The following is a 15,511-nucleotide window of genomic DNA, read 5'->3' as shown; positions in this document are numbered from 1 at the left end:
CCACCTCACCTTGTTTACACTATATGTTATAAGCCCCTAGCTTGATGGGCCGTCAACATGTGTCTTGAAGGCTTACTCGCATCATTTTATTGTATCTGCTCAGACTTCCATGACTGACAACCCTGTCGTACGCGAGATCGTAGGCTACTTGTTGGTGCGGGGTGGAGTCCATGTGATGGCCTATACCAAAGCGTTGGAAAAGCTTACAGGCGTAGAAATGACCAAAATGCTTCCGATTCACCGGGCTATTTATCGTTTCAGTCCGAATAACTACAAGGAAATTGATAAAATATGGAGCAGCGTTCACCCGGAAGATGGACAACAATTTAAAAAAATCCAAAACGACCAAGCTGCTCCCCTCAGAGCGATATAGCTTGGTTTTTTCTAGTGTTCGGCTTTATACGATGCCCATATTGCTTCAAAAATACGATTAACTTGCTTGACCACACAAAAGTTGCACTAGACAAAAACTATTGTAAGTGTACAATAGAGATAACACAATCGTTATGTCACTAATAATATATTTCAACATCAATAAAGAAGGTGAAGCGTATGAAAAATACAAAGGGTAACTTCGCGGAAATCGCTTCACTGTCGGAAGTGAATCGTTCCTTGAGCGTCCCGAAAGACGGAACCTGGTTTCGGAAGTTTCTTGCCTTTGCTGGACCCGGCTATATGGTCGCAGTCGGCTATATGGACCCCGGCAACTGGGCCACAGACATCGCTGGCGGATCGAAATTCGGCTACACGTTGCTTAGTGTCATTCTAATCTCCAACTTGATGGCCATCCTGCTACAAGCCTTATCTGGCAAGCTCGGCATTGCCACAGGTAAAGATTTGGCTCAAATGTGCCGTGATGCCTACAGTCGTCCTGTCGCCATCGGCTTATGGCTCTTGTGCGAAATTGCTATTGCAGCCATGGATTTGGCCGAGGTCATCGGTTCAGCCATTGCGCTGAAGTTGCTGTTTGGTCTACCGTTACTATACGGAGTCATCATTACCGCATTTGACGTCATGCTTATTTTACTGCTGCAAAACAAAGGTTTTCGGGCATTGGAAACACTCGTCATTGTGCTGATGGCGACGATTGCCGGCTGTTTTGGGATTAATCTCATTTTGGCACAACCGGAATGGGGCGGTGTATTGGGCGGCTTTGTACCAGACTCGCAAATTTTGACGAATCCAAGCATGCTGTATATTGCCATCGGTATTATGGGCGCTACTGTAATGCCGCATAACCTGTATCTGCATTCTTCTATTGTACAAACTCGCAAATTTGAGCAGACTTCAGCAGGTAAACGGGAAGCTATTACATTTGCAACTTGGGATTCCAGTATAGCGCTGATGTTCGCTTTATTTATTAATGCCGCCATCTTGATCGTGGCAGCTGCTGTATTCCATACGGCAGGAAGAACAGATGTAGCCGAAATTAGTGATGCCTATTATCTGCTTTCGCCGCTACTGGGAACCACGCTGGCAAGCATACTATTTGGGGTGGCGTTACTCGCCTCAGGTCAAAATTCAACCGTTACAGGCACTTTAGCCGGACAAATCGTGATGGAGGGCTTTTTGAATCTTCGTCTTTCACCTTGGTTGCGTCGTCTAGTGACCCGCCTCATCGCGATCATTCCAGCGGTCATCGTCACTGCTATCGCAGGTGAAAAAGGTGCGGAGGAACTACTTGTGCTGAGCCAGGTCATCCTGTCCATCCAGCTTCCCTTTGCCATCATTCCATTACTGCTCTTTACCAGCGACAAAAAGATTATGGGTGAATTCGCAAATAAAATGTGGCAAAAAGTATTAACCTGGATCGTGACCGCTGTCATTATCATCTTGAATGTAGTGCTCATCATCCAAACGATTTCAGGTTAATCGGTAGCCAAATATGAATATATTAAATAGGTATCTCACTAGCCCCAATGGCAGCGAGATACCTTTTTTTGTTCATCCTATTTTATTTGTCCTGTATACATAAAGAATACTCAACGCTTGGCAGGCTCTACCTTTATTTGCGCCTCAAGCGCGAGATTTAGCTTGAGCACGTTCACACGCGGCTCGCCGAATACCCCGGCGCTGCGGCCTTCTGTCTGCTCCTGTACCAGTGCTCTCAGTTGATCCTGCGGGATACCCGTCAAGCCGCTAATGCGCGGAATTTGCACCCGTGCCGCCTGTGGCGAGATGTGCGGGTCCAGACCGGAGCCGGAGTTCGTAATCAGGTCCACCGGAACCTGACTGACGGGTACATCCGGGTTATGCTTCTGCCAATCCGCAATAGAGTCCTTGACTCGCTGTATCAAGGCCGGATTCGACGGCGCGTAGTTGCTTGAGCCTGAACCAGCCCCATTGTAATCAACGCTCGATACCCGACCTTGAAAAAATGCCGAATCGGCAAAGGACTGCCCAATCAGTTCGGAGCCGACCACCCGTCCCTCTGCGTCACGGAGCATACTGCCGTTTGCTTGCTGCGGAAACAGAACCTGCGCTACTCCTGTACTGACTAGCGGATATGCCAAACCGCACAAGAGAATCATCAGCACCGAAGTTCGCAAAGCCACTCCAATAACTGTACTTCCTCGCATCTCTTGTCTCTCCGGTTGTCCTTCCGACACTGTCCCGGTCCCTGTACGTTTGTTATGACCTTGCCCGCCAGATTCGGCTTTTTCGTGCGCAGCAAATCTGCGTCCAGACATCATCCGATAAAAACCACTCATGTCGTTCACCCTTTCTGCGCTAAATCCACAAATGCACCAGCAAATCAATGGCCTTAATACCGACAAACGGTACGACCATACCGCCCAGACCGTAAATCAGCAAATTCCGTCCCAGCAGGCGATCCGAGCTCATCGGCTTATACTTCACGCCCTTCATGGCCAGCGGAATCAGAAGCGGAATAATAACCGCGTTAAAGATCAGCGCCGACAAAATAGCGGACAGCGGGGAGCCAAGCCCCATGACGTTTAAAGCGCCCATTTGTGGAATGGCCAGCATGAACATCGCCGGGATGATGGCAAAATATTTGGCAACATCGTTCGCAATGCTGAACGTTGTCAATGCTCCGCGCGTCATAAGCAGCTGCTTGCCGATCGCGACCACCTCAATAATTTTGGACGGATCGGAATCCAGGTCCACCATATTAGCTGCTTCTTTGGCCGCGACTGTGCCGCTATTCATGGCCAGACCGACATCCGCTTGCGCCAGTGCAGGTGCATCATTGGTGCCGTCTCCGGTCATGGCAACCAGCTTCCCCTGTTCCTGCTCACGTCGGATAACCGCGATTTTGTCCTCCGGCTTGCTCTCAGCTACAAAGTCGTCCACACCCGCTTCTCGTGCAATTGTAGCTGCTGTCAGCGGATTATCTCCGGTACACATGATCGTACGGATACCCATTTCCCGGAGCTGATCAAACCGTTCCTTCATGCCTGGCTTCACTGTATCCTTCAAATAAATAATGCCGTATATCTGATCATCCAGCGCGACTGCCAGCGGTGTACCTCCTTCTGAGGCTACCTGATTGGATTTTTCCTCCAGATCGGCTGGAACACTGCCGTTTTGCGATACGATCCATTGCCGAACAGAATCCACCGCGCCCTTGCGTACCTTTCGTCCATCGGCCAGATCCAGACCACTCATCCGGGTCTCCGCCTTGAATTCGATAAAGGTTCCACCTGCTGCCAAGGATGCATCCAACGTATACTCCTGTTTGCGCATCAATTCGAGAACCGAGCGGCCCTCTGGCGTCTCATCCTTCATAGAGCTAATCGCTGCCCACTTCACTAACTCTGCCTTCTCCACGCCCTCCACAGGCACGAATTCACTCGCCATTCGGTTACCGAAGGTGATTGTGCCTGTTTTATCCAGAATCATCGTGTTGATATCCCCAGAAGCTTCTACCGCCTTGCCTGACATAGCCAGCACGTTAAACTGGGTGACCCGGTCCATACCGGCAATCCCGATAGCTGACAGCAGTCCTCCAATCGTGGTCGGAATCAGACAGACTAGCAACGAAATCAGCACAGGAACAGGCAAATCAATGTTAAAATGACGGGCAATCGGCGCTAGCGTAACCACCACAATTAGAAAAATAATCGTCAAGCTAATCAGCAAAGTGTTCAGTGCAATCTCATTCGGCGTCTTTTGCCGCTGTGCGCCTTCCACGAGCGAAATCATTTTATCAATAAATGTCTCGCCTGGCTCTGTCGTAATTCGCACCTTAATCCGGTCACTGACTACCCGCGTCCCGCCGGTTACCGAGCAAAAATCACCACCCGATTCCTTGATGACCGGAGCCGATTCTCCCGTAATTGCAGATTCATCCACCGAAGCCAGACCTTCAATGACCTCACCATCGCTTGGAATCATTTCGCCCTGGGAGACAATAACCACGTCCCCCTTACGCAATTCGGTTGAGCTAACCACCTGAATGTCATTTCCGATGAGCTTGTTAGCTTGTGTATCCTGCTTGGATTTTTTTAAAGAGGCAGCTTGTGCCTTACCCCGCCCCTCCGCGAGCGCTTCGGCAAAATTAGCAAAAAGCAACGTAAACAACAGAATAACAAACACGGCCAGGTTAAAGCCCATTTCCTTGCCAGTTCCAAAATAACCGGGAAGCAGTAACATGAGCAGCACGACCAATGTACCGATCTCCACGACGAACATGACAGGATTTTTCATCATAATCATCGGATTTAATTTTATAAAGCTATCCTTGATCGCATGCTTCAAGATGCTTCTGTCCAGCATGTGTTTGCGTTGTTCCTTCATGATCAAACACCCCGTTCATCCATTCTCATTTTCTTCTTCACATGGTCAAAAATTCAGCAACAGGTCCCAATACGATGACGGGTAAAAAGGTTAACGCACCAATCAGCAGCACGACCCCGATCAGAATGGCTCCAAATAACTTGTTGTCCGTGCGCAGTGTCCCCGTCGTCACCGGAGTCGGTGCTTTGGCATTCAGCGAAGCCGCCACAGCCAACAATGCAATCATAGATACATATCGTCCGAAGAACATAACCATCCCCGTTGTCATGTTCCATAATACGTTGTTATCCGAAAGACCTTCAAATCCCGAACCGTTATTTGCGGCAGATGACGCATATTCATAGAGCACCTGAGTCAACCCGTGATAGCCAGGGTTCGTGACCGCATCGTATCCCCAATGACTCATAAATGCAAGCGCAGTTGGGGCGAGAATGAGAAACGGATGTACCAAAATGGCAATCGCGATCAGCTTCATTTCCTTGCCTTCAATTTTCCTCCCCATAAATTCCGGAGTTCTCCCGACCATCAGTCCGCATATAAACACACCCAGAATCGCATACATCAGCATATTCATCAGCCCGACACCCTTGCCGCCAAAAATGACGTTTAGCATCATTTCTCCCAAAGCAGCCATACCACCCAGTGGAGTTAGTGTATCATGCATATTATTGACTGAACCTGTCGTTGCCGCTGTTGTGACCGCAGTGAATAATGCCGATTGTCCAATGCCGAAACGAACCTCTTTCCCTTCCATGCTTCCCTGAGAAGCATCCACACCCAGTGTCTGGATTAACGGATTACCTGTCTTTTCAGACACATACGTAATGGATAGAAAAATAAGAAACAATACCATCATGGAGCTAAAAATAATCCAGCCCTGCTTACGATTACGGGCAAACAATCCAAAGGTATACGGCAACGAAGCCGGCATTACCCACATTGCCAAAATTTCCAGCACGTTCGTCCAAGGACTTGGATTTTCAAAAGGATGCGCAGAGTTAGCTCCCGCATAACCACCCCCGTTTGTCCCCAAATGCTTGATGGACTCCAGCGAAGCAATGGGTCCCATAGAAATCTGCTGCTGTGTTCCGCTCAGCGTCGTAAGATCCGCCGTAGGCTGTAGCGTCTGGGGTACCTTCAATCCAACCAGCACCAGCGTAAGCACAAAGGCCAGCGGCAGGAAAATTCTTATAATGGCTTTAATAAAATCTTGAAAGAAATTGCCCATTCCTTCACCGCGCCGCGTCAATCCTCTCATAAAAGCCGCAGCAACCGCAAAACCGGAAGCAGCCGAAGTGAACATCATCATCGTGACGAACGCCATCTGTGTCAGATACGTAAGCCCGCTTTCTCCGCTATAATGTTGGAGATTCGTATTCGTCATAAAGCTGATTACCGTATTAAAAGCTAGTGATGCTTCCATATTACTGTTTCCAGCCGGATTACCGGGAAGCATTCCCTGTAAACGCAACAGCAAGTAGCTGATTGCCACAAGCACGGCGTTCGTAGCAATGAAACTCATAACATACGTAGTCCAACGCATGCTCTCCACTTTCTTCAAGCCTACTACCTTATAAATCAGCTTTTCTGTTCTGCCAAAAATCCGATCCGTCCGATTGGGTTCATTCGAGAATACATGATACATATATGTACCCATTGGCTTTACCAAGAGCAGCAATATAACGATCACAATTCCAATTTGAAGCAGCTCCATCCTTTATTCCTCCTTCAAAATGCTCCTGCGTTTGGAACAACAGACCTGCTTCCAGAGCACCAATTGTGTGCACACGTTTGCGAAAACCTGCTACCTATGATGCTTTAATGTTCAGATCTGTTGTTCCCGCCCGCTCTATCCCTACCAGTGACTAGAACTTTTCAGGGTTCAGGAGTGCGTAGATTAAATACATAAACACAATAGCCGTAAGCCCAAGTATAACGATCATCCTCTTCGTCCTCCTTTAGAGGTTTGTGCATCACACCAGCGTACAAACAGCAGTATCACTCCATAACTCACAGCCATGACGAGCAGCATGTATATATCCATCATGTTTATACCCTCCGTATCGGTCCTCAGATCGCCATTCCTATTTCATCATAAAATCATAAAACAACTATGTTATAAGTGCTTATCCGTTCAGCAGAAAACCCACCTCTCCGTTCAATGTGTAGATCACATGGTCCGCTCCCAATCCTCGATAAATTCCTTGTGGATTACAGCCGTGCGTAATAACATAGATCGATTCCGATGTTAGCGGCCGACATATTTGCAGGAAACGGCAAGTCAGATTCAAGCTGTTCTCGAACAAATACACACTACCAATTTCTTTTTTTGGAAAATTCCATTTTCCCGCTTGCATGGTATTGATGCGGACAATGTGCTCCACACCCATTTTCTTGAGCTGTCGTTCCTCCTGGGCGCTATTCGTCAGAACTGCAAACGCCAATTTTTTGAAAATAAGCAATTTCACAAAACTTCTGCCCGCTTCATTCGGTGCAGTGACAATAATTAACCGACCTTCCATCAGTAGCTCCTCTCCCGGTTATAAAAAGACAACAAAAAGAAGCCGAAGGAAAAAGGCTTTCCTCCGGCTTCTTACATATCCATGATAAAATAAACCATGGCTGCACACGGCGGTTTGTTGCCTCTCCCTGTACGCTTACGAGGTTAGCTGTCGGATTCGGACGTGAGAGTCGCCCTATTTCTGGCACTTGACCGGAAAATTCACCCCATGAGACACCCGGCAAGCCGTACAGTCTCGATTGGTTCCCCCGCTTTTGCAATTGCAAAATTCAGCGCTATAGACATTTCGTTGTTGCTTCATTCAAGTTAATTTGAAATTACGTCTTGAATCATACACCCGCGCATGGAAGACTGTAAAGCTCAACTGCGGGGTTATAAATCGGCCTTTAGAGCATAGAAGATTAATAATAACGCTTACAATGCAACTATGCTTCTCACAGCTCCTTCAATCTCTGTTTTTCATCCCTTTTTGAAAATGACAAGCATGTCAATATTGGCGTAGGGTAGAGCGTTTTTGGCCTTTTTTTGTAAAAAGAGAAGAAAATGCGCTATATGTACCAGCTAAACACCGATTGAACCCGCTTTTATAAGAAGAAACACCTTAATTCGCTCCATTTGCAGTGCGATTTACTGTTTTGAACAAAATACGATTTTACAGCGGCTAAAGGCTTAATACAGCTTTTCCAGACTTGCAACCTTACTTTGAATTGCTTACAATTTAATTGTTGAATATTGAATAAGGAGAGATACTATGACCGTTTATGAATATGATGCGCAAACCCTGCAAGGGAAACCAATTCCGTTATCCACATATAAAGGGAATGTTCTGCTTATTGTGAACACAGCCAGCAAATGCGGGTTAACCCCCCAATACAAAGCGTTACAAGAGCTATATGACCAGTACCATGAACTGGGGCTCGAAATTTTGGGATTTCCCAGCAACCAATTCGCCAAACAAGAGCCAGGTTCCAGCGAGGAGATTTCCGAGTTTTGCCAGATCAATTATGGTGTTACCTTTCCGATGTTCACCAAGACAGATGTCAATGGCGATCAAGCGCACCCCTTATTTCGTTACCTGACCCAAACAGCTCCGGGGGTACTAGGGTCCAAAGCGATCAAATGGAATTTTACTAAATTCTTAATTACACGAGAAGGTAACGTATTTAAGCGCTATGCACCGCAAACCACTCCAGATAAGTTGGCGGGAGATATAGAGAAGCTTTTGCAGCAAAACTGATATTCTTCTTTATCACAGTTATTAAAACAAAAAAAGCATCCCTTCACGTAAACCGTGTCAGGATGCTTTTTTAACTAAGTCTTGCATATAATGCGGTCGAGAGGACTCGAACCTCCACGGGCGTACGCCCACTACCCCCTCAAGATAGCGTGTCTGCCATTCCACCACGACCGCAAATCATAATGTATTGAGGCAACAGATTTATTATACTCTCTCATCAACTATTTGTAAACAAAAATATAATAATTATTTTATGTGTTATTTTATCTAACATATATGAGCGATAATAATATTTAATTTGACACAAAGGCTGATAAAATGTAAATATATATTACATATATTTCGAATTTTTTCGTTACCCCTAAGTAAAGAGTGAAATAATATAACATAAGGATTCACTTCGAGGAGGCGAACCGCCCTGCATAAAGGCAACCGTTTGCTGAACTATGCATTATTGTTGGACCCTTCCCTACCTGTTGGTGGCTTCACCCGTTTTAACGGACTGGAGAAACTATTCCGCAACGGACATTTGAACAGTCTACAAGACCTGGAACATTACATGCTGGATGATTTGTATCCTCAATTTACAACCGTGGACGGCATGGCTATCAAAAGTCTGTATGTCGCCATCCAGCAGAATGACGGTTGGCGGATCGCTCTCATTGATAAGATGCTGCATACCCAACGTCCCTCCTTGCAGCATGTGAAGGAGTTGCGTCTATCCGGTCAGCGTCTACTTAAGCTCGCTAAGGCTCTTTATCCTTGGATTGAATTTGACCAGTTGGAATCCATACTCATTCAATACAATGCAATTGGCACACTCGCTACCGTTCACACCTGGATTAACTTCCTCCTCGGAAACGATGTAGAACAGACCGTTCACGGCTACCTTGGCGTAGCGGTGTCCTTCTGTGTGGAAGATGCCTTCAAACTACTCAATCCTCCCTATGAGGAAAAGAACCCTTTTATGGAGCGTATGACCAGCGAGCTGCTCTCCGCATGGAAGAAGCTTAACGAACCTGAGCCAACCACATTTCAGCGTCGCTTTCTTCACAGACATTGGTCCAGCTCCTACATCACTCTACCGCCTTTTATGAGCCATAATGTCCAGTTGAATGAATCTAGACTGTTTCCCTCCCCAGGCCTATTCAAACGTCTTCCAGCATCCCCCTGATGCGTCGTTTCGCTAATGTGGCAGCAACACCAAAAACACTCTGTCCCTTTCCTCAGGTGGCAGAGTGTTTTTTATCCACATATAATCGAAATTCACACTATTAGTAGACTCTAGACGGGTTATCAGAACCACCTAGCACTTAATTAAGTAATTAATTCAACAAAATTACGTATTTACGATTGTAAAAACACGTATAAAAGTGTATCATAGTTTCAGATGGTTAATTCTAACATGTTTACTGATGATTATTATAACACACCAATTATTCCGCAAGAATCCGTAAGGGGCGATTTCTCTTGAACAACAAAATGCCTGTCACCTCCTTCGGGTGGGCCATCAAACAACGGCTTGTCGAACTTCGACTGGATCAGAAAACATTTTGTGAGACACATAACATTCCGCCTTCACGCTTGTCCAATCTGATTCACGGCACCCGCAAAGCACAAAGGTACAGAAAACAAGTTGCTGCAATTCTGAACATCGACGATAACGATTATAAGGAGGCATCGCCACTCTAAACCCAACAAGCATTCCAGTTACATATAGGTCATTCCATATCACCAAGAAACCAAATAAACCCGTAAAGCGAACCCCTCCAGTTCGTTTACGGGTTTTCAACCCAGACGATCTTTAGCCAAAAAATTATTCCGGCTTTGTTTTATCCTTCTCACTTTTTTGCTTACGGTATTTCGCAAATTCAACATATTCTAAAATAAAATTCTGTTCTTCCGTCTCAAGATCTTCTGCCTGGCAATTCAGTGGCCCCATCACTCCAAAAAAATAAGCAGCCTTCTGCTCCTGAAGTACGCCTTCCCCTGGCTTAATCCCTTTCATTAACCAATCAAGCGATACATTAAAAAAGTCCGAAATCTGAATCAAATGGGCGGTACCCGGCGTTGTTTTACCTCTTCTCCAATCACCGAGATTCCCTGAACTGATTTTAAGTTTTTCACAAAATGCCTTCTTGGTCATTCCGCGATCCTTAATCAAAGCTTCAATCCGCTGATAAATAGTTTGATCTCCCAAAATGTTTCCCCTCCGACACAGTAACTTTTTCTGAAATAATTTTCATTTTTCAGCCTTACTCATTAGTAATCCTCATCAAATCCTAAGCAACCATTACCCCATAGTAGAATTGCGCTGGTTTTTCTCTTTACGAAAGCGGGTAAATTCAATATACTCAAGTATAAAATTTCTTTCCGCTTCACTAAGCGTTTCCCCCTGGCAATTCAGTTGCCCTGAAGCGTCAAAAAAATAAGGGTCTTGCGACTCCTTCAGCACCTCACCCTGTACATCTCGACCCAGCATAATCCAATCCAGACTGGCATCAAAAAAAGAAGCGATTTCAATGAGTTTATTCGTGCCCGGCGTCGTTTTTCCTCTTTTCCAATCCCCGAAGTTCCCTGTACTAATGCCCAACTGCTGGCAGAACGCCTTTTTCGTCATTCCCCGTTCCTTGATGAGTTCCTCAATGCGATGGTAAATAGATTGCATAGAAGTTCCTTCCTCCCTAGCAGGCTCTCAAATAACGATATCATGTTCTCTGTTCCCATTTCAAAGATCACTTATGCTAAAATTACCGAATTATGTATGTTAGTTTCCATTATACCACAACACGCAACAAAAACCGCCTGTTTTCCGAAGAAAGGGCGGTCTTTAAGCCAGTTCACTTACGCCAATCACGTAGCAGCGTTGTCGATTTTAAGTAAGATATGCTTCAATTCATTCAAAGTTTCACTCAGATGCAATAAATCTTCTTCTGGCAGATACACCAGTCTTTCTTGAATTTTATTGGAGAAGGTATGAAATACCTGTTCACAAAAAGCATCGCCTTCCTGTGTAATCGCCACATTCACGACTCTGCGATCCGAATCACACGACTGGCGGTCAGCCAACCCATGCTCCACCAGTTTGTCCAGAAGAGGAGTCATGTTCGGACGTGAGACATTGAGCTGTTTGGATAAATCAGATACCGTAGACAAGCGCACCTCACGCAGAAGCAGTAATACCTGAAAGTTATTAGGCGACAAATGTAATGGGAAATCGAGCGGACCGTAGGTGAAAAATTTCTTCTTCACAATCGGAAACAAGCCCAAAATATTTTCTGATATATTCCCTAACAGTTGAGTGTCCATATTTTTCACCGTCACTTCATAAGTTTATACTTATCATTCTATAACATTATGGCGTTATATTATACTATGGAATCATTATTTCATCATAATGATTACTTTATTACATCACTACACAAATAAAAAAAGCCTCTACCGCGAGAGACTTTTCCGTTTATTCCATTGATGCGGTCGAGAGGACTCGAACCTCCACGAGCGTACGCTCACTACCCCCTCAAGATAGCGTGTCTGCCATTCCACCACGACCGCATAACAAAATATAAATGGTGAGCCATGAAGGACTCGAACCTTCGACACCCTGATTAAAAGTCAGGTGCTCTACCAACTGAGCTAATGGCTCATGCTGTTCATCCAAGCTGTCCGCCATTAGACCAGACCTCAGGAATTTCCCTTAAGCATGCAACATGTAGTCTATAAAGACAACAATGACCCGTAGGGGATTCGAACCCCTGTTACCTCCGTGAAAGGGAGGTGTCTTAACCCCTTGACCAACGGGCCTTATTATTATGCGCCAACTTGGCGACAAGAAAGAGTATATCAAATAGAATAACGAATGGCAATACTTATTTCTAAAATTTTTAAAAAAGCAGTTTTTATAAGTACAAAATGCATATTAACTTACAATTCCTTATCTTCAATCACTGAAATCCTGAAAACAGCGATAAATGATTGCAATATCACTTGTATTTACTTATAATCACTTACAAGATACCGAAATAATTATATATCAGAGGAGCTTTCTATGTATCAGGAAGAACGAATGTTAAAAATCGTTGATTACTTACAGCTTCATAAACGTATTTCGGTGGATGATATTTGTGAATTTTTTAATGTTTCACGAGATACGGCTCGTCGAGACCTCGTAAAACTTGAAGAACATCAAAAAATTATTCGCACCCGCGGCGGCGCTCTTCTCCCTACACTTCATCACGATCCAATTGGAAATTATAACGAAAGACTACTTACTGTATCCGAGGAGAAACAAGTGATCGGACAGCTGGCCGCCAGCATGGTACGAGATAAGGATCGTATTATATTGGATTCCTCTACCACCGTACAGGCGTGTGCAGAAAGACTGAATGTGCAGGAATGTTCGGTCATCACCAATTCAATCAATCAGGCTGACGTGCTATCTGGAAAAGACGGTGTCTCCATACATCTGTTGGGAGGCCGCCTGCAAAAAGAACACCGATATGTATATGGCTCCTCCGTGATCGCCACTTTGTCTCACTATTTTGTAGACAAAGCCTTTATCGGGATTGGTGGTATATCTGCCCACGGACTAAGCCTGATTCATGAAGAAGACGGTATGCTGAAGCATCAGATGATGAAGCAGGCAGATCAGGTGATCATCCTTGCGGACCATTCGAAATTCGGAATCAATTTTCCATATCGTTTTGCCGATCTGTCTGAAGTTAATATCGTGATTACTGACAGATTGCCAGAACCAGCAATGCTGGAAATTTTGCAACATTATGATGTTGAAGTTGTTGTACCCTCATAAAATATGAAACTGCTTAGCTAGAACTCGAGATTTATCACAGAGATATCGAAAGACAGGAGTTGGAGAGAAATGAAACTGTTTGCGATTGATATGGATGGAACACTGCTGAACGAGGAAGGAAAAATAAGCAAAGTGAACGCGGAGGCTATACGCCAAGCACAGCAGCAAGGCGTTCAGGTGACAATTGCCACTGGTAGAGCCGCTTATGACGCCTGGACGAAGCTAGAGGAAGCAGAGCTTGTAACTCCCGTCATTGGAGCAAACGGCGCAACCGTACACGATGTGCATCGTCGTCAGTTGACCTCTACTCCTATGGGCCGCAGTGAAACGTTTGAAGTGCTGAGCTGGCTGCATGACAACGACTTTTACTATGAGGTCATGACAGACCGCGCTATTTATTCTCCACAAAACGGACATCAGCTGCTTGCTGTTGAAATGGACCGCTTGCTGAGCTCCAACCCGGATATTTCGCTGGATACTTTATTACATGCAGCTGAAAAACAATATGAACAGACCGGACATACCCGGATCGCTTCATATGAAGACATTCCACTGGATGTAGAGATTTATAACGTGCTCTGTTTCTCCTTTGATCAAGCCAAATTAGAGCGGGGTCGTGAGCGTTATCGAGGTTTTCAGGGCCTAAACATGGTCATCTCTTCAGACCGTAACTTTGAAGTCGAGCATAGGGATGCGTCTAAAGGTAATGCATTGCGTTATCTGGCGAATCATCTGAGCATTCCCATGCAGGAAGCCGTAGCGATTGGGGACAGCTACAATGATATCTCCATGCTGACAATGGCAGGAACAGGCATTGCCATGGGCAATGCAAAAGACGACATCAAGGCCGTCTGCTCCCAAGTGACTCTGACTAATGCGGAAGATGGCGTCGCTCATGCTCTGTTGAACATACTCAAGACAGTCGAGGCTGACACCGTGAAATAGAAGTCATGGCTGCGTACAAGACAGGCTAACGCCGCTTCAAGCTGTACGCAGCACGTCCCCTCTCCATTTAAACGATTTCAGTCCACCGTTATTCTCAAAGCAGATATAGACGAAAAGGACGCTCGCAAGCATCATTACAATGCATACGAGCGTCCTTTTTCTACTTAAAATACCAACGGAGAGAGAGGGATTCGAACCCTCGCACCGCTTTCGCAGCCTAACCCCTTAGCAGAGGGTCCCCTTATAGCCACTTGGGTACCTCTCCATGGCTCCCCGAACAGGACTCGAACCTGTGACAACTCGATTAACAGTCGAGTGCTCTACCAACTGAGCTATCAGGGAACATTACTGTAAATTATCTTACAGTATGGTTAATTTACCATGATTCAGGGGGTGCCGTCAAGTGCCAACAGGCGAAGCTTCCCTCCACATTTCCCACAGCGATACCGCTGAGGATTCATCTTACGCTTGCGCATATACTCCTGTTTACAGGAAACGCATACTAGCTTATAACGATAAGGCTGAGGCTTACGTTCCGTTCTTCCCGGCAGAGTCTGACAATGCCTGCTTCCTCCTACACGGGCCAGCCATGCTTTGAAGTCAGCATCTCGATGCTGATAGCCCATCCCACGCAAATGCAAATGATAATGGCACAGCTCATGCTTAATAATTTTCTCCACCTCAGAACGTCCGTAAGCTGCGAGTTGATGTGGATTAATTTCAATATGATGACTTTTCATAAAATACCTACCACCTGTGGAAGACAAGCGCGCATTAAAGGTGGCTTGATGTCGAAACGGCACGCCGAAGCTCTCCAGCGAAATGCGCTCTACCCATTCTTGAAGCTCTTCATTACTCATAGAACGGCTCATTGAATGGTTCATTGAATTGCTCAGGGACTTGGACTCCATCCTAACGGTCTCTCCTCCTTTGCTCCTTACTGACAAGCATATTATAAAATAACGACCGAAGTCTAACCCCCAATTCATAAGCACACTTTAGGTACCCACCCCATATGCTAAACATACAGATGTAACGCAGAGGAGGAGATCGGCTTGCCTCAATGGCTCAGCAACCAGCTCATGCGGGCCTTTTACAAAAAGGACCGGCGCCAAATTAAACTGTTGAACGATTGTTGGTTTTTTTATCATAAAGCACCTGGCGTGGAGTTCGATGCCAACAACGGGTAAAAGCTAAAGGCATCCAAAAATGAAAGCCGGAATCTCCGATACAGTTC

General features: G+C 45.6%; 16 protein-coding genes, 6 tRNA genes, 1 pseudogene and 1 riboswitch. Of the genes and pseudogenes, 8 read left to right on the top strand and 15 right to left on the bottom strand.

What is annotated here, in order from left to right; translation table 11 throughout:
* Nucleotides 1–109: 109 nt before the first annotated feature.
* Together NLX78_RS22620 and NLX78_RS22615 are read left to right on the top strand one after the other, a co-directional pair.
* Nucleotides 110–340: pseudogene (locus NLX78_RS22620) on the top strand (manganese catalase family protein); the annotation flags it as partial.
* A gap of 212 nt (nt 341–552) precedes the next feature.
* Entirely contained in the window at nt 553–1,872 is a 1,320-nt protein-coding gene (locus NLX78_RS22615; RefSeq protein WP_061829572.1) for an Nramp family divalent metal transporter, read from the top strand.
* A 110-nt stretch (nt 1,873–1,982) separates the two neighbouring features.
* Here the strand turns inward: NLX78_RS22615 and kdpC are convergent, their stop codons facing one another.
* The 5 genes from kdpC to NLX78_RS22595 all read right to left on the bottom strand — a co-directional run bounded on the left by kdpC (nt 1,983) and on the right by NLX78_RS22595 (nt 7,283).
* Nucleotides 1,983–2,711: a potassium-transporting ATPase subunit KdpC gene (gene kdpC / locus NLX78_RS22610; protein ID WP_061829573.1), complete on the bottom strand. Its 729-nt coding sequence runs from the start codon at nt 2,709–2,711 to the stop codon at nt 1,983–1,985.
* A gap of 19 nt (nt 2,712–2,730) precedes the next feature.
* Nucleotides 2,731–4,761: a potassium-transporting ATPase subunit KdpB gene (kdpB, locus tag NLX78_RS22605; protein ID WP_254351561.1), complete on the bottom strand. Its 2,031-nt coding sequence runs from the start codon at nt 4,759–4,761 to the stop codon at nt 2,731–2,733.
* A gap of 37 nt (nt 4,762–4,798) precedes the next feature.
* Nucleotides 4,799–6,475 (bottom strand): potassium-transporting ATPase subunit KdpA, encoded by a 1,677-nt coding sequence (kdpA, locus tag NLX78_RS22600; RefSeq protein WP_254351560.1) that lies wholly within the window; start codon nt 6,473–6,475, stop codon nt 4,799–4,801.
* 151 nt (nt 6,476–6,626) lie between these two features.
* Nucleotides 6,627–6,704 carry a potassium-transporting ATPase subunit F gene (locus NLX78_RS26795; protein WP_071559652.1) on the bottom strand — a complete coding sequence of 26 codons (78 nt, stop codon included), beginning with the start codon at nt 6,702–6,704 and terminating at the stop codon, nt 6,627–6,629.
* A gap of 183 nt (nt 6,705–6,887) precedes the next feature.
* A complete protein-coding gene (locus NLX78_RS22595; protein ID WP_023987603.1) occupies nt 6,888–7,283 on the bottom strand; it encodes a hypothetical protein in 396 nt (131 codons plus the stop codon).
* A gap of 116 nt (nt 7,284–7,399) precedes the next feature.
* Nucleotides 7,400–7,567: riboswitch (cyclic di-AMP (ydaO/yuaA leader) on the bottom strand.
* A 466-nt stretch (nt 7,568–8,033) separates the two neighbouring features.
* On the opposite strand from NLX78_RS22595, the gene NLX78_RS22590 reads away from it, so the two are divergent.
* Nucleotides 8,034–8,519: a glutathione peroxidase gene (locus NLX78_RS22590; protein WP_061829575.1), complete on the top strand. Its 486-nt coding sequence runs from the start codon at nt 8,034–8,036 to the stop codon at nt 8,517–8,519.
* A gap of 91 nt (nt 8,520–8,610) precedes the next feature.
* On the opposite strand, the gene NLX78_RS22585 is transcribed toward NLX78_RS22590, so the two are convergent.
* Nucleotides 8,611–8,693 (bottom strand) — tRNA-Leu (locus tag NLX78_RS22585).
* Between the two features lie 262 nt (nt 8,694–8,955).
* On the opposite strand from NLX78_RS22585, the gene NLX78_RS22580 reads away from it, so the two are divergent.
* Together NLX78_RS22580 and NLX78_RS22575 are read left to right on the top strand one after the other, a co-directional pair.
* Entirely contained in the window at nt 8,956–9,693 is a 738-nt protein-coding gene (locus NLX78_RS22580; protein WP_254351559.1) for an urease accessory protein UreF, read from the top strand.
* Nucleotides 9,694–9,989: 296 nt separating this feature from the next.
* Nucleotides 9,990–10,211 carry a hypothetical protein gene (locus tag NLX78_RS22575; RefSeq protein WP_029516349.1) on the top strand — a complete coding sequence of 74 codons (222 nt, stop codon included), beginning with the start codon at nt 9,990–9,992 and terminating at the stop codon, nt 10,209–10,211.
* Nucleotides 10,212–10,335: 124 nt separating this feature from the next.
* Here the strand turns inward: NLX78_RS22575 and NLX78_RS22570 are convergent, their stop codons facing one another.
* From NLX78_RS22570 to NLX78_RS22545, 6 genes are all read right to left on the bottom strand, one after another.
* On the bottom strand, nt 10,336–10,719 hold the full coding sequence (locus NLX78_RS22570) for a helix-turn-helix domain-containing protein (protein WP_069291379.1): 384 nt from the start codon (nt 10,717–10,719) through the stop codon (nt 10,336–10,338).
* Nucleotides 10,720–10,812: 93 nt separating this feature from the next.
* Nucleotides 10,813–11,187 (bottom strand): helix-turn-helix domain-containing protein, encoded by a 375-nt coding sequence (locus NLX78_RS22565; RefSeq protein ID WP_069291378.1) that lies wholly within the window; start codon nt 11,185–11,187, stop codon nt 10,813–10,815.
* Nucleotides 11,188–11,372: 185 nt separating this feature from the next.
* The gene (locus NLX78_RS22560) at nt 11,373–11,828 is read right to left on the bottom strand and encodes a MarR family winged helix-turn-helix transcriptional regulator (protein WP_061829577.1); all 456 of its coding nucleotides are present in this window, start codon (nt 11,826–11,828) and stop codon (nt 11,373–11,375) included.
* Between the two features lie 163 nt (nt 11,829–11,991).
* A tRNA-Leu gene (locus NLX78_RS22555) sits at nt 11,992–12,074 on the bottom strand.
* A gap of 15 nt (nt 12,075–12,089) precedes the next feature.
* Nucleotides 12,090–12,165 (bottom strand) — tRNA-Lys (locus NLX78_RS22550).
* An 86-nt stretch (nt 12,166–12,251) separates the two neighbouring features.
* Nucleotides 12,252–12,323 (bottom strand) — tRNA-Glu (locus tag NLX78_RS22545).
* 244 nt (nt 12,324–12,567) lie between these two features.
* Here NLX78_RS22545 and NLX78_RS22540 point away from each other — a divergent pair.
* Entirely contained in the window at nt 12,568–13,329 is a 762-nt protein-coding gene (locus tag NLX78_RS22540; RefSeq protein ID WP_013309250.1) for a DeoR/GlpR family DNA-binding transcription regulator, read from the top strand.
* Nucleotides 13,330–13,398: 69 nt separating this feature from the next.
* A complete protein-coding gene (locus NLX78_RS22535; RefSeq protein ID WP_061829578.1) occupies nt 13,399–14,274 on the top strand; it encodes a Cof-type HAD-IIB family hydrolase in 876 nt (291 codons plus the stop codon).
* A gap of 176 nt (nt 14,275–14,450) precedes the next feature.
* Here NLX78_RS22535 and NLX78_RS22530 read toward each other — a convergent pair.
* The 3 genes from NLX78_RS22530 to NLX78_RS22520 form a co-directional block, all read right to left on the bottom strand.
* Nucleotides 14,451–14,539, bottom strand: a tRNA-Ser gene (locus tag NLX78_RS22530).
* A 1-nt stretch (nt 14,540) separates the two neighbouring features.
* Nucleotides 14,541–14,616, bottom strand: a tRNA-Asn gene (locus NLX78_RS22525).
* Between the two features lie 44 nt (nt 14,617–14,660).
* Nucleotides 14,661–15,185: a SprT family protein gene (locus tag NLX78_RS22520; RefSeq protein WP_053324897.1), complete on the bottom strand. Its 525-nt coding sequence runs from the start codon at nt 15,183–15,185 to the stop codon at nt 14,661–14,663.
* A gap of 144 nt (nt 15,186–15,329) precedes the next feature.
* Here NLX78_RS22520 and cmpA point away from each other — a divergent pair, with 144 nt between their 5' ends.
* Entirely contained in the window at nt 15,330–15,464 is a 135-nt protein-coding gene (gene cmpA, locus NLX78_RS22515) for a cortex morphogenetic protein CmpA (protein ID WP_007429337.1), read from the top strand.
* Nucleotides 15,465–15,511 lie beyond the last annotated feature (47 nt).

Source organism: Paenibacillus sp. Lou8.1, from assembly GCF_024213565.1.
GTDB lineage: Bacteria > Bacillota > Bacilli > Paenibacillales > Paenibacillaceae > Paenibacillus > Paenibacillus polymyxa_B.
The sequence above is the reverse complement of the archived record's forward strand: the minus strand, read 5'-3'. Positions and strand labels throughout refer to the sequence as shown.